The organism is Streptomyces sp. MUM 203J (genome assembly GCF_022414595.1).
Lineage (GTDB): Bacteria > Actinomycetota > Actinomycetes > Streptomycetales > Streptomycetaceae > Streptomyces.
On the sequence record NZ_JADWYO010000095.1, the window covers coordinates 1 to 13,259 of the forward strand.

Consider the following 13,259-nt stretch of genomic DNA (forward strand, 5'->3'; position numbering starts at 1 on the left):
GGTTCGTCCTCGCGCGGCCGGTCCCGATGCCACGGACGGCGACCGCCATGCCGCCCGCGCCCGGACGACGGCCGCGCTCCGGCCGTCCGCCTCCGTCACCCGACCGCCGCCTCCGGGTCGCAGACCCCGGCTGCCGGTCCGCCCGGGCGGCCGGAGCAGGCCCCGTGCCCGCGGCCCGGCGCCCGCAGCCTTCCCCCAACGAACCGGGAATACTGGTCAGTCGTCAGATCCTCGACGCGAAGGGGCCTGGAATGACCGACCAGTTGGACAGCCGTGCGACGGATGGCGCCGCGGGTGGCGGTCCGGAGACGGGGCGGAGGGCGGCACGGCACGCCGTGGTGATCGGCGGCGGGGTGGCCGGGCTGCTGACGGCCCGGTCGCTCGCCGCACACGCGGAGCGGGTGACGGTCGTCGAACGGGACCGCCTCCCCCAGGAGGCCGAGCCCCGGGCGGGCGTGCCGCAGGGACGCCACATCCATGTGCTGCTGGAGGCCGGCCAGCGGGCCATGGACGAACTGCTGCCGGGCGTGACCGAGGAGCTGCGGGCGGCGGGCGCGCCGCGGGTGGGCGTGCCCGGGGACATGATCCAGTGGCAGCACGGCTCGTGGATCTGGCGTACGGAGCCGACCCATCACTTCCTCTGCGGATCACGTCCGCAGCTGGAGCACGCGGTGCGGCGCCGGGTCCTGGCCGACCCGAGGGTCGACGTGCTGGAGGGCACCGAGACCGTGGGGCTGGCCGGGGACGCGGCGCGGGTGCGGGGCGTACTGGTACGGGAGCGGGGCACGGCCGGCCGGGAGACGGAGCCCCGGCTGCTGGCCGCGGACCTGGTGGTGGACGCGTCGGGACGCGGGTCGAAGGCGCCCGAGTGGCTGGCCGCGATCGGGGCGGAGCCGCCGCGGGAGGAGACCCTCGACACGGGGCTGGCGTACGCGACCCGCGTGTACCGCAACGAGCGGCACTTCGACGATACGGACGCGCTCGGCACGTACATCGTGCCGAACCCCGGGCAGACACACACGGCGGTGGTGCTGCCGATGGAGGACGGCCGCTTCCTGGTGACGCTGGCGGGGCTGCGGGGTGACGAACCCCCCACGGACGAGAAGGGGTTCGAGGCGTTCACCGAGGCGTTCCCGGACCCGCTCGTACGGGACTGGGTGACGAAGGCGCAGCCGGACTCACCCGTGTACGGCTTCCGCAACACGGCGAACGTGCGGCGCCGGTACGATCTTCCGGGGCGGCGGCCCGCCGGGTTCCTGGTGACCGGGGACGCGCTGTGCACCTTCAACCCGATCTACGGGCAGGGCATGTCGGTGGGCGCACTCGGGGCGGTGGCGTTGCGGGACGCGCTGGGCGACCGGCGTCGTACGCCCAGCACGGCACGGGTGCAGCGAGCGCTGTTCCAGGTGTCCCGGCAGGCGTGGGCGATCTCCGCGGGCGCGGACAGGAAGATGCCGGGGGCGACCGGGAACGCGGCCCGGACCAGTGCGATGGAGCGGCCCGCGAGCTGGTATCTGGCGCGGGTGCAGGCGCGGGCGGGGGGCCACCCGGTGGTGGGGGCGGCGTTTCGCGACGTGCTCAATCTGGTGAGGCCGGTGAGCCGTCTGTTCGCGCCGGAGGTGGCGCGGGCGGTGCTGCTCGGGCCCGAGCCGCCGGTGCGGGTTCGCCCGCCCCTTCGACGGACCATCGATGACGTGGCGGGCATGGCGGGGCCTGGGGCGTGGTGAGGTGAGGGGGCCCCGCTCCCTCCGCCCCTGGGGCGCACGGCACGCGTGGCGTCCGGCGCCCAGGGGCGGGGCCGCGTCCGGGCGGCCGCCGGAGGGTTCGCGGAGCATTCCGTCCAGGGGTCCCGGCATCGCCTCCGCCCTTTCGCCGCACCCGTCCCCCGCCTTTCAGCCAGAGTTCGCCGGGTGGTCCGAGCCGGTCTTCCAAATAGGTTTAGACCAATGATAGGGATGGTTACCTCTACGGCTCATTCAGCTACGCTGAGCGAAAATTGAGGGTTGAACATGTCTGAACCTCACGCTCCCACAGTGCTCCCGCTCTACCTCCAGGTCGCCGCCGCGCTCCGGGACGACCTCACCCAGCGCAGAATCGCCCCCGGCACCCGGCTCCCCTCGGAACGCTCGCTCGTGGACCGCTTCCAGGTGAACCGGCAGACCGTGCGCAGCGCGCTGCGGCTGCTCCGCGAGGAGGGGCTGGTGCTCACCGAGCGGCGCGGAACGTACGCGGCGACGGACACCGCGCCGGTGAGCGCCAGGCCGGGCGGCGGCCCCGTACTCGGGTCAGGGCTGCTGGAGTTCCCGTGCGCCGTGGACCGGGGCGGCGCGGGTCCCACGGCCGCGGCGGCGGCCGAGGCGGTGCTGGGCTGGGAGCCCGCGCCGCCCGGGACCTCGGAGCGGCTGGCGCTGCTGCCGGGGGAGCCGACGCTCGTGCACCGTCACCGGCTGCTGGGGCCGGACGGTTCGGCCGAGCGGGAGGCGGTCTCCCTGTTCTCCCGCCACGCGCTGGCCGAAGTGCCCGAACTCGCCCGCTACCGGCGGCACGAGGCCCGGGCCGGACGGCCCGACATGCGGCTGCTGTACCACTGGATGCACCGGGCGGGGCTGCGGGTGACCCTGCGGGAGTCCGTCGGGGTGCACGTCCCGGGTGCGACGGCGTACCTGACCGTGCATCGGGAGGTGTCGGACCAGCACGGGCATGTACTGGAGGTGACGGACATCCGGTTCGCGCCGGAGTCGGCACGGCTGACGTACGAGTTCACCGGATAGGGCGCCCGCCCCGTGCGGCCCTCTCGGGGCCTACGCCCCCGGGAGGGCTCATACCGTCAGCTCCGCCGCGTGTGCGGCCCGAGCCAGGACGTCCGACAGCATCTCCGGGGTCAGCAGGCCCGTGGACGTGTTCCGCCTGCTCACGTGGTAGCAGCCGAACAGCGGCAGGTCCGGGCCGTCCCCGGCCCTCGTGGTGAGGGTGGCACGGGCGCCGTGGGTGAAGGCGGGGCGGGGCCGGGGCACGGACCAGCCCGCCTCGGCCGCCGCCGGGAGCAGGGCCTGCCAGCCGTACGCACCGAGCACCACGACGGCCCGCAGGGCCGGGCGCAGCAGGCGCAGTTCGCGGACCAGCCAGGGGCGGCAGGTGTCGCGCTCCGCCGGGGTCGGCCGGTTGGCGGGCGGCGCGCAGTGGACGGGCGCGGTGACCCGTACACCGGTCAGGCGCAGCCCGTCGTCGCGGGACGTGGCCTCGGCCCGGTTCGCGAGCCCGAGGCGGTGCAGTGCGGCGAACAGGGCTTCGCCGGAGCGGTCACCGGTGAACATGCGGCCGGTGCGGTTGCCGCCGTGCGCGGCGGGGGCGAGCCCGACGACGAGGAGCGCGGCGTCGTCGGGGCCGAAGCCGGGCACGGGCCGGGCCCAGTAGTCCTGGTCCCGGTGGGCCGGGCGCCGCTCGCGGGCGACCTGTTCCCGCCAGTCGACCAGGCGCGGGCAGGCCCGGCAGTGGGTCACCCGCTCGTCCAGTGCGGCCAGCGAGCGTGCGCGAGGCGCGGTGCGGGCGGGGAACCCGGACGCGTCCGGCCCCTCCCCGCCACCGGCCGGGCCCGGCCCGGTGTCACCCCGGGCCGCGTCCCCGGAAGACTTCTTCACCGCGGTGCGGTCGCGTCGCATACGGCCGACGGTAGCCCGCCGGGGCGCGCTGCGGGCGGGCCGGGGGGCAGACTGGGGGTATGGCGGAGAGGCGCAGTGCGGGGCTGTTGTTGTTCCGTGGCCCGATGAGCGGACCGGAGGTGCTGATCGCCCATATGGGCGGGCCGTTCTGGGCGCGGCGGGACGCGGGGGCGTGGTCGGTGCCGAAGGGGGAGTACGAGGAGGGTGAGGCGCCGCAGGACGCGGCGCGCCGGGAGTTCGCGGAGGAGCTGGGGCTTCCCGCGCCGGACGGGGAGCCGGTGCCGCTGGGCGAGGTCCGGCAGGCGGGCGGCAAGGTGGTGACCGCGTGGGCGGTCGAGGCGGACCTGGATCCGGCACGGGTGGTGCCGGGGACGTTCACCATGGAGTGGCCGCGGGGCTCGGGGGTGATGCGGGAGTTCCCGGAGGTGGACCGGGTCGCCTGGTGCACGCCCGAGGAGGCCTCGGTGAGACTGGTGGCGGGTCAGAGGGTGTTCGTGGAGCGGCTGTTGGCGTATGCGCGGGAGCGTGACGCGGGCTGAGTGTCACCGCCGCGGGTTGTCGGCGGCGTACGGGAGAGTGGGGCGTATGACGATCACCCTCACGCCCGACGAGCGGGCCGCGGCACAGGCGTACATCCGGCTGGTCGAGACCACCCAGGCCGTCATGGGTGACCCGGTGCTCGCGCCCCTGGCCGCCCAGTACCTGTCCTCCCCCATGGCCGAGGCCGACGAGGCCCTGCGCCGGGCTGGGCTGACCGGGAACGAGGGCAGACTGCTCCGTCTCGTGGCAGCGCTGCGAGGGGATCCCCTGTCCGCGCCCTGAAGCCGGGAGACGCGGCAGGGGCCGCGACCCGTACCGGGTCGCGGCCCCTGCTGCCGTCGTGCGCTGCTCCGGGTCAGCCTTCCAGCCAGCCGTGGTGGCGGGCCAGCTCCGTGACGCGGGTCCGGACCCGCTTCAGCTGGGCGGCGGTCAGTGTGCCGTCCGCCTCGATGAGGGCCTCGGTCAGCTCGGCCTGGAACTCGGCCGTCGTCAGCACGTCCAGGCCGTCGTCGTCCAGGTCCTCGACCGCGGGGCGGCCGGCCGGCACCACGACGGGGGCGCGCCCGGCCGCCGCCTGGCGGTCCAGGAGCCGGATCTCCGAGGCCTTGGGCCCCTTGTCGCCCATCTCCAGGTAGAACTCCACCTCGCGACCGGCCTGGTACAGGTACTTCTCGTCCACCAGGTCGTTCGCGTGCATGAAGACGTCCTCGCCGCCCTCGCGCGGGACGATGAACCCGTAACCCCGCACCTCGTCGAACCGCAGGATCTTCCCCACCATCAGCACGGCCATACCTCCACACCTCGCCGCTGCGTGCCGGGCCACACCCTAGTGATCCACCGGGACACGCCCGTCACGGGGTCGGTCCCGGTGCCCGGCGGCCCAGCAGTTCCGCGAGCCCCAGCCGCGTCGCGGCCAGGACCACACGGTCCTCGGCCCGCAGAACGTACCCGGGGTGCAGGTCCCACACCAAACCGGTGCGCCGCAGGCCCCCGCCTTCGGTGCGGACGGCCGCCAGGTCGGGACGGCGCTGGTCGGGGGCGGTGGGGTCGAGTGCGACAACCCGCCAGGCGCCCGGGCGGAACGCCTCCGCGACCGTGCGGCCCTCCAGCTCGGGATGGCCCGCCACGACGACCGCCGCGAACAGCAGCACCCGGCGCTCGACCGGAATCGCGCCCAGGATCTGACGGCCCATCATGGCACCCGCGAAGGCCGGTGCGGCCAGGTGGGAGACGCTGCGGCTGCGGGTGAGCGCCTCGGGGTGCGCGACGCGCAGGGTGCGGTAGACGGCGGTCGCGATGTCGTCGTCGTACAGCCGCAGCACCACCCGCAGGTCGGGGCGGAGCGAGCGGGCGTACAGGACGGCCTCCAGGTTGGTGATGTCCAGGCTGGTCAACGCGAGCAGTGAGTGCGCCTTGTGGACGCGGGCGGCCTCCAGCACGCCCTCCTCGGTGACGTCCCCGAGGACCACGGGGACCCGCAGACGCCGGGCCGTGGCGATGCCCCGCGCCTCCGGGTCGGACTCGACGCACACCACCGGGATGTCCAGCTCGCGCAGCCGACGCAGGACGCGGGTGCCGACCTTGCCGAGGCCGAGCAGCACCACATGGCCGGACAGTCCGCGCGGCGGGCGGCGCAGGGCCGTCGCCGTGCGGAACGTGCCGAGTGCCTCCAGGATCGCGGCGACCAGCATCGGCAGCAGGAGCAGTCCCAGGAATCCGGTCAGGATCTGGAGGATCTGCCGGTCCTTGTCGTCCTCGAGGGCCGGGTCGTTGATCGCGAACAGGTCGAGGAGGGTGATGTAGGCGGCGTGCAGCGGGTGCGTGTCGGTGGTGATCGCGGTCGCCACGGCGATGGCGGTGACAGCGGCGACCAGTCCCGCGAAGGACCAGCGCAGCCGCGGGGAGAACAGGGAGCCGAACGGTACGGCCGCCCGGCCGAGGCGCTTGGCCGGGAGGGTCGGGCCCGCGTAGGAGACGGCCTCCAGCGCGATCATGCCGCGCCCGGTCGCGGCGGCGACCGCCCGGTCGTCGGGCAGCAGCCGCGGGCCCTGCTCGCCGCTGCTGTCCGAACCGTCGCTGCCCGCAGGGTCGTTGGCGGTGGACGACAGCAGAGCGAGCGGGCACAGGCCGGGGTCCGCGACCTCCCCGCGCCCCGACGGGGTACGTTCGACGGCGCGCAGCAGCAGGCCGTCCGCGTGGACGATCTTGCTGGTGCCCGCGACGGCGGTGGCGGCGAGCGCGGGCGCGGCCGTGTCCGCGTCGGACAGGACGGTGGTGGAGGCGTCCAGCACCTCCGGGTCGATGCCGGGCAGGGCGAGGGCGGCTGCCTGGTCGAGCAGCTCTTCCAGGTGCTGGCCCAGCTTGCGGTTGTACATGCGGATGACCAGCCGCACGGCGGGGTTGAGACGGCGGGCCAGCAGGGCGGCGCGGATGTTGGTGTCGTCGTCCTCGTAGACCAGGGCCAGTGCGGCGGCCCGCTCGACGCCCGCGTCCAGCAGCGCGGCCTCGTCGGCCTCGGGGACCTCCAGCACCCGGACCCCCTCACCCGTGCCGGGCCCGTGCACGGTGTGGCCGGTGGGCGCCCCTCCGCCGCGGTGCCCCGCCCGGCCCGCCGGTCCCGTACGGCCGTCCCCTGCGCGGTCGTACGGTCCGGCGGCGGGGCGGGTCACCGCGGCGGTCATCCGGCCGAAGAGCGCGAAGGCGCTCCGGCTCGGCCGGGGCCGGGACCCGTCCGCCGGGGCGGACTCGCCGCGGCCGGGGACCACCAGGGTCACCCGCTCCCCGTACACGTCGTTCAGCTCGTGCGCGAGCCGGTCCGCCAGCGCGTCGTCGCCGCAGACGACCATGGGGCCCGTGCCGGGAGTGTGCTGGGGCTGATGAGGAATCGGAAACACGCCCCAAGGATGCCTGCAGCCTGCGGGGTTGTGTCCATGGGGGGACGGCTCACGGCTCCCGGGGGACGCGGGCGGACCACAGGAGCAGCAGCGGCGGGACCAGCAGTTCGACGCCGATGCCCGCGACGAACAGGGGGTGCGGGGCACCGGCCGCCAGATACGACACGGTGCGGGCCAGCCCGCCGAGGAACACCGCGCCGCACACGACCCGGACCCCGGAGACATGGCGGCCCGCGTGCCGTGCGGCGGCCAGCAGGACGACGCCCAGTGCGCACCAGATCCCGGCGAAGAAACGGTAGTTGCTGTCCAGAGTGGGGGTCGCGCCGGGACTGCCGGGCAGCACGGACGGGCCCGCGGTGATGTCGGCCAGGGCGGTGCCCACGATGACCAGGCCCAGCAGGACGAGCACCGACCGGAACGCGCGGTGCGACGTGGACATGGCAGCTCCTTGCTCGGTTGCGTGCGGTGGTTCCATCCTCGGCGGGCGCCCGGTCGCGGGGAAGCGCTCACCGATGCCGCTTCGGGGCCGATTGATAACGTCCCGTTCATGAGTGGTGGCGGGGATCCGACCATGCGTCAGCTGCGGGTGCTGCTGGTGCTCGCGGAGGAGCTGCACTTCGGCCGGGCCGCCCGGCGGCTGTATCTCAGCCAGCCCGCGCTGAGCCGGCAGCTGCGGCGGCTGGAGGAGCAGTGGGGTGTGCCGTTGCTGGAGCGCTCGACCCGGCGGGTGCGGCTCACAGCCGCGGGCGAGGCGCTGCTCCCCCGGGTGCGGGAGGCGGTGGCGGCGGCCGACGTGCTGCGTGCCGCGGTGATGGAGCAGGAGCGCACCGGGACGGGACAGGTCGTGCTGGGCTGCTATGTGACGGCGCTGCCGGTCGTGCGGGCCTTGGTGGAGCGGGTACGGGGGCGGTGGCCCGGGCTGAAGGTGACGCTGCGCGAGGTGGACCTCGTGGAGCAGTTCGGGGCGCTGCTGGACGGGGAGCTGGACGTGGTGCTGTGCTACGGGCCGGTGCCGCGGGGCGTGCAGTCGCTGCGGCTGGCCGCGGAGCCGGTCGTGGCGTGCCTGGCGGACGGGCACCCGCTGGCCGGGCGGCCGTCCGTGACGCTGGCCGAGCTGGCCGGAGTGCCGGTGGTGGGGCTGTCGCCGGAGGTGCCGCAGGGGTGGCGGGCGTTCTGGGCGGCCGATCCTCGGCCGGATGCCGCTCCCGTCTCGTACACCGGCCATGCGGCGACGAGCTTCGAGGGAAGTCTGGCGGCCGTGGCGCAGGGGGACGGGCTGCGGCTGGTGTCGGCGGCCTGCCGGGAGCTGTTCCCGCGCCCCGGGGTGCGGTACGTCGACGTCGCCGACGCGCCGCCGTGCGCGGCGCTGCTGGCGTGGACGGGGGCGCGCAGGGACGTGCCGGAGGTGGCGGCGGTGCGGTGGGCGGCCGGGGGGCTCGCGGGATCCGGGGTGCCGGACGCCCGCTGGTGGGAGCGGCTCACCTGACGGGGGCACCTGTTAGGAGTGCTCCCCCTGCGGGTAACGGGCTTGCGACAGGTCGGCTGTGCCGGGACGGGTAGGGCGCGGATGCGGAAGGTGCCGGGGCTGCGGGGGACGCCGGGGGCGCCGGGGCCCGTGGTGAAACTGGTCCGGCGGACGACGGAGCCGGTCGCCGCGCAGACTCTGCGCTCCACGGCCGCGGCGGTCATCTCGTACGTGGTCGCACTGATGTTCCTGCCCGCGCAGCCCGCTCCGCTCACGGCGCCCCTCACCGCGCTGCTCGTGGTGCAGGTGACGCTCTACGCGACGCTCACGAACGGCATCCGCCGGGTGAACTCGGTGGTGGCCGGGGTGCTGGTGGCCATCGGGTTCAGTGCGCTGGTCGGGCTGACCTGGTGGAGCCTCGGCCTGACCGTCTTCGCGGCGCTGATCGTGGGGCATCTGGTGAAGGTCAGCGAGTACGTCCCCGAGGTGGCGATCAGCGCGATGCTGGTCCTCGGGGTGACCCAGGCGGTCGGTTCGGCCGCCTGGCACCGGGTGCTGGAGACGCTCATCGGGGCGGGGGTGGGCCTGCTGTTCAACCTGCTGCTCGCGCCGCCGGTGTGGGTGGAGTCGGCGGGGGCGTCCATCCAGGGGCTGGCCCGGGACATGGGGCGGATGCTGCGGGAGATGGGCGACGACGTGGCGGGCCTCGGCCATGTGCCGGTGGCGCACGCGGCGGCCCGGCTGCACGCGGCCCGGCGCCTGGACCACGACATCGTGGAGGTCGACGCCTCGCTGCGGCAGGCCGAGGAGAGCCTGCGGCTGAACCCGCGGGTGCGGCAGGGGCTGCTGGCGCGGGTGGCGCTGCGGACGGGGCTGGACACGCTGGAGATCTGCGCGGTGGTACTGCGGGTGCTGTCGCGGACCATGACCGACCTGGCGAAGTTCCGGACGGAGGAGCGGCTGTTCCCACCGGACGTGGCGGCCGGGCTGCAGGAGCTGTTCGGACATATGGCCCAGGCCGTGGAGAGCTTCGCCGGGCTGATCACCACGCAGGTCGCGGTGAACGCGGAGGAGGCGGAGGGCCGGCTCACGGAGGCGCTGGCCGCGGGGCGGGCCGGCCGGGACAGGGTGGCGGATCTGCTGCTGGAGGACGTGCAGGAGCATCCGCGTCAGTGGCAGCTGCACGGGGCGCTGCTGAGCGAGATCGACCGGGTCCTCGACGAGCTGGACGTGGAGAAGCGCGCCGAGCGGCTGACACAGGAGCTGGACCGGCGGGCGTCGGAGCTGGGCGAGCGCTTTCCGAGGCTCGCGGCGGCGGCCGCGCGACTGCGCGGCACGGCGTAGGAGAAGGGCCCCGGCTGGACGGGGGAACCAGCCGGGGCGGCGCGGTTGTGAAGGCGTCTTCACAACCGCATAGATGAACGATAAACCACTGGGTGCGGTTCAAGCCAGCCACCCCGGGGGTACCCGCGTGCGATGAGGCTCACACAGCCGTTCGACGGGCGGTGAGCGACGCGACGCGCGCCTGACGAGGCGCGTGCTTCCGGGAAGGGAGTGAGCGGGCATGGGTGAGCGGAGTTCTCCCCGGGACGACGAGCAGCGGGAGCGCCGGCGCGAGCGGGAGCGGCTGGAACGGTCCCGGGGGATGGGCGGCGGCGAGCCCGGCGACGACGACTACTGGCCCGTACGGCAGACCACGCCCTCCCAGGCGGAGGGCGAGCCGACCGAGGGGTACCCGGATCCGGAGGACCAGACCAGCAGCACCTGACCGGAGCCCCCGCTCCTGAGCGGGGCCCGGTGCCCGGGCCGAAGCCGGCTCCCGGGCAGAGCCCGGTTCCGTGCGGCACTGACGCGTACGCCCTCCTGCGGATCGCTCCGTATACGCATATCGTGATCGATTACGGACAGTCCGCACGTCCCGACATGGAGCGGAACGGGAGGCCACGCAGTATGAACGTTCCCGCGCCCGGGCGCCGCCCGCCGGAACCCGCCGCCCACCCGGCTGCGGTGCTCTTCGACCGGGACGACACCCTGATCGTGGACGTGCCGTCCAGCGACCTGCGGCGGGTGCGGCTCATGCCGGGCGCGCGGGAGGCCGTGCGGCTGCTGCGGGCGCACCGCATACCGGCCGGGGTGGTGTCCAACCAGCCGGGCATCGGGCGCGGTCTGCTGACGGAGGCGGCCGTCCTGGAGGTGAACGCGCGGGTCGACGCGCTGCTGGGCGCGCCGCTGGACCTGTGGCTGCACTGTCCGCACCTGCCCGAGGACGGCTGCGGCTGCCGCAAGCCCGCCCCCGGGCTGATCCTGGAGGCCGCGTGGCGGCTGCGGGCGGCGCCGGACCGGTGCGCGGTGATCGGCGATCTCGGCACGGACATGGACGCGGCGCGTGCGGCAGGCGCCCGGGGGGTCCTCGTACCGACGACCAGGACCCTGCCGGCGGAGGTGGCCGCGGCGCCCGACGTGTGCCGGGACCTGCTCGGAGCCGTACGGCATGTGCTCGGACACCCGTCGACGGTGCGGCGGCCGCTGTGAGGGCGTTCGCACCGTCCGGGTGAGGCGTGTCCTCTCGGGGTGTCCGGTTCACGGGCGGTTTTCCGGGTACCCGGCGGCGCATGATCACAGTTGGGGTCGAGGAAGAGTTCTTCCTGGTCGATCCGGTCACCTGTCTTCCCGTGCCGCTCGCGGACGAGGTCCGCGCAGCGGCCGGTCTGGGACCGGTCGTGGACGCGGCGGAGGTCCAGCCGGAACTCCTGCAGTCCCAGGTCGAGGTGGCCACCCCGGTCTGCCGCGATCTGGACGAGGTGGGCGGTCACCTGCTGCGGCTGCGGCACGCGCTCGGCACGGCGGCGGAGAAGAACGGCTGCCGGATCGTCGCTGCGGGCACCGCCCCCTTCCGCGAGGCGGCGCCCGTCCCGGTCACCGAGAGCGCGCGCTATCTGGCGATGCGCGCGCAGGCGCCCCAGCTCGTGGCGGAGCAGCTCGTCAACGGCATGCACGTGCATGTCGGGGTGCCCGACCGGGCCACCGCGGTGGGGGTCCTCAACCGCCTCCGGCCGTGGCTGCCGGTGCTGGTGGCGATGTCGGCCAACTCACCCCTGTGGGACGGTCACGACACCGGGTTCGCGAGCTGGCGCACGGTGATCTTCGGCCGGTGGCCCGTGGCCGGGCCGCCGCCGCACTTCGCGCACCTCGACGACCATGACAGCCGGGTGCGGACCCTGCTGGACTCGGGGGCGATCACGGACACGGGCCAGCTGTACTGGCAGGCCCGGCTCTCGGACCGCTACCCGACGGTGGAGGTGCGCTGCATGGACGTGCAGCTGCGCGCCGACACCGCAGTGATGTTCGCGGGCATGGTCCGCGCCCTGGTGGCGACCTCGCTGCGGGACGAGCTGTCCGGGACGCCGTCGCCCGCGTGTCCGGCGGAGCGGCTCCAGGCCGCGAACTGGTATGCGGCGCGGCACGGGCTGAGCGATCTGCTGATGGATCCGCAGGGCCGCTGCCGCCGGGCCGGCGATGTGCTGTGCCTGCTCCTCGACGCGGTCACTCCGGCGCTGGAGGAGACCGGGGACACCCGGGCGGTGACCTCGCTGGTGCACCGGCTGCTTCAGGAGGGCACCCCGGCCGACCGGCAGCGCAGAGCCCTCCTGGAGGGCGGCCCGGCGGTCCTCACGGACCTGCTGATCACCGAGACGGTGGCGCCGTGAGCGCCGGACGGGCCGAAAGGCCGCCGGAGGTGCGTGCATGACCCGCCGCGGTGACCGGCGGGGACCCGCCGGGCCCGTGAGGCCGCTGGACGTGGTGCTGGTGTCGGAGGGTTCGGGCGGGTGGGGGCGTCCAGGTGTCCCGGCTGGCCGGACCGGCCGGGGCCCTGGCGGACCGGGGGCACACCGTGACGGTGTTCACCCGCCGGGACGGACGGGAGGTGCCCGAGCTCCCGGGTGTCGTCGTCCACCATGTGCCGGCCGGGCCGCCCGAGCCCCTGCCTGAGGAGCAACTACTTGTGCATGCACCGGAGTTCGGGCGCCATCTGATGGACGCCCTGCGGGAACGGCTGCCCGATGTGGTGCACTCCCACCACGGGGCGTCCGGGGTCGCGTCGCTGACCGCCACACGTGCGTCGCGGGTGCCGCTGCTGCACACGTACCAGGGGCCGGGCTCGGCCGAACGGCGGCGGAAGGTCCCCCCGGGACCGGCCCTCGGGGTCGCCTCGGCGCCGGACCGGAGGTCGGCCTCGGCTGCGACCGGATCATCGCGGCCTGCCGGGACGAGGCGCGGTCGCTGCGGCGGATGCGCATTCCCGGAGAGCGGGTCCGTGTCGTTCCGCACGGCGTCGACCCCGAGCGGTTCTGTCCGGCCGGGCCGGTCGCGGCACGCGGTGCCGCCCGCTGCCTGCTGGTCCAGCCGGGATGGCTCGCCCCCGGCGAAGGGGCCGCGGTGGCCGTCACGGCGCTGACCCGGCTGCCGGACGCGGAGCCGGTGATCGTGGGCGGCCCGCCGCCGGAGCTGCTGGACGCCGATCCGGAGGTACTGCGGCTGCGCGATGTGGCGCGGCCCGCCCGGGTCGCGGACCGGGTGCGGCTCACCGGCGCAGTGGCCCACGACGAGGTGCCGCCGCTGCTGCGCGCCGCGGACGTGGTGGTCTGCCCGGGCGAGCGCGAGCCGTTCGGCGCCGTGGCCCTGGAGGCCATGGTGTGCGGC

General features: G+C 75.0%; 14 protein-coding genes and 1 pseudogene. 11 read left to right on the top strand and 4 right to left on the bottom strand.

The annotated features are described in order from the left end of the window. The first annotated feature begins 251 nt into the window (after nucleotides 1-251). Nucleotides 252-1,727, top strand: coding sequence for an NAD(P)/FAD-dependent oxidoreductase (locus I3F58_RS28025; protein WP_240111512.1), 1,476 nt, complete (start codon nucleotides 252-254; stop codon nucleotides 1,725-1,727). Between the two features lie 282 nt (nucleotides 1,728-2,009). Then, complete coding sequence (locus I3F58_RS28030; RefSeq protein WP_240111513.1) at nucleotides 2,010-2,771, top strand: GntR family transcriptional regulator; 762 nt, start codon at nucleotides 2,010-2,012, stop codon at nucleotides 2,769-2,771. 48 nt (nucleotides 2,772-2,819) lie between these two features. Here I3F58_RS28030 and I3F58_RS28035 read toward each other — a convergent pair whose 3' ends face one another. Next, a complete protein-coding gene (locus I3F58_RS28035; RefSeq protein ID WP_240111514.1) occupies nucleotides 2,820-3,659 on the bottom strand; it encodes a uracil-DNA glycosylase in 840 nt (279 codons plus the stop codon). Nucleotides 3,660-3,718: 59 nt separating this feature from the next. Here I3F58_RS28035 and I3F58_RS28040 point away from each other — a divergent pair, with 59 nt between their 5' ends. Then, nucleotides 3,719-4,198, top strand: a complete 480-nt coding sequence (locus I3F58_RS28040; RefSeq protein ID WP_240111515.1) for an NUDIX domain-containing protein — start codon at nucleotides 3,719-3,721, stop codon at nucleotides 4,196-4,198. Between the two features lie 46 nt (nucleotides 4,199-4,244). Then, nucleotides 4,245-4,481 (top strand): hypothetical protein, encoded by a 237-nt coding sequence (locus I3F58_RS28045; RefSeq protein ID WP_240111516.1) that lies wholly within the window; start codon nucleotides 4,245-4,247, stop codon nucleotides 4,479-4,481. A gap of 73 nt (nucleotides 4,482-4,554) precedes the next feature. Here I3F58_RS28045 and I3F58_RS28050 read toward each other — a convergent pair whose 3' ends face one another. The 3 genes from I3F58_RS28050 to I3F58_RS28060 form a co-directional block, all read right to left on the bottom strand. Then, nucleotides 4,555-4,983, bottom strand: coding sequence for a cold shock domain-containing protein (locus I3F58_RS28050; protein ID WP_240111524.1), 429 nt, complete (start codon nucleotides 4,981-4,983; stop codon nucleotides 4,555-4,557). A 67-nt stretch (nucleotides 4,984-5,050) separates the two neighbouring features. After that, entirely contained in the window at nucleotides 5,051-7,045 is a 1,995-nt protein-coding gene (locus tag I3F58_RS28055) for an NAD(P)-binding protein (protein WP_240111525.1), read from the bottom strand. Between the two features lie 97 nt (nucleotides 7,046-7,142). Then, nucleotides 7,143-7,532, bottom strand: coding sequence for a DUF4345 domain-containing protein (locus tag I3F58_RS28060; RefSeq protein WP_240111517.1), 390 nt, complete (start codon nucleotides 7,530-7,532; stop codon nucleotides 7,143-7,145). Between the two features lie 108 nt (nucleotides 7,533-7,640). Here I3F58_RS28060 and I3F58_RS28065 point away from each other — a divergent pair, with 108 nt between their 5' ends. The 7 genes and pseudogenes from I3F58_RS28065 to I3F58_RS28090 all read left to right on the top strand — a co-directional run. Next, nucleotides 7,641-8,579 carry a LysR family transcriptional regulator gene (locus tag I3F58_RS28065; RefSeq protein WP_240111518.1) on the top strand — a complete coding sequence of 313 codons (939 nt, stop codon included), beginning with the start codon at nucleotides 7,641-7,643 and terminating at the stop codon, nucleotides 8,577-8,579. 81 nt (nucleotides 8,580-8,660) lie between these two features. Further along, the gene (locus I3F58_RS28070; protein ID WP_240111519.1) at nucleotides 8,661-9,902 is read left to right on the top strand and encodes an aromatic acid exporter family protein; all 1,242 of its coding nucleotides are present in this window, start codon (nucleotides 8,661-8,663) and stop codon (nucleotides 9,900-9,902) included. Nucleotides 9,903-10,122: 220 nt separating this feature from the next. Beyond that, the gene (locus I3F58_RS28075) at nucleotides 10,123-10,326 is read left to right on the top strand and encodes a hypothetical protein (protein ID WP_240111520.1); all 204 of its coding nucleotides are present in this window, start codon (nucleotides 10,123-10,125) and stop codon (nucleotides 10,324-10,326) included. A 182-nt stretch (nucleotides 10,327-10,508) separates the two neighbouring features. After that, nucleotides 10,509-11,090 (top strand): HAD-IIIA family hydrolase, encoded by a 582-nt coding sequence (locus I3F58_RS28080; protein WP_240111521.1) that lies wholly within the window; start codon nucleotides 10,509-10,511, stop codon nucleotides 11,088-11,090. Nucleotides 11,091-11,170: 80 nt separating this feature from the next. Beyond that, a complete protein-coding gene (locus I3F58_RS28085; RefSeq protein ID WP_240111522.1) occupies nucleotides 11,171-12,265 on the top strand; it encodes a glutamate--cysteine ligase in 1,095 nt (364 codons plus the stop codon). A 191-nt stretch (nucleotides 12,266-12,456) separates the two neighbouring features. Next, nucleotides 12,457-12,732, top strand: a pseudogene (locus I3F58_RS29915) (glycosyltransferase); the annotation flags it as partial. 107 nt (nucleotides 12,733-12,839) lie between these two features. Next, a partial coding sequence (locus I3F58_RS28090; protein WP_275679020.1) for a glycosyltransferase occupies nucleotides 12,840-13,259 on the top strand: 420 nt, incomplete at its 3' end.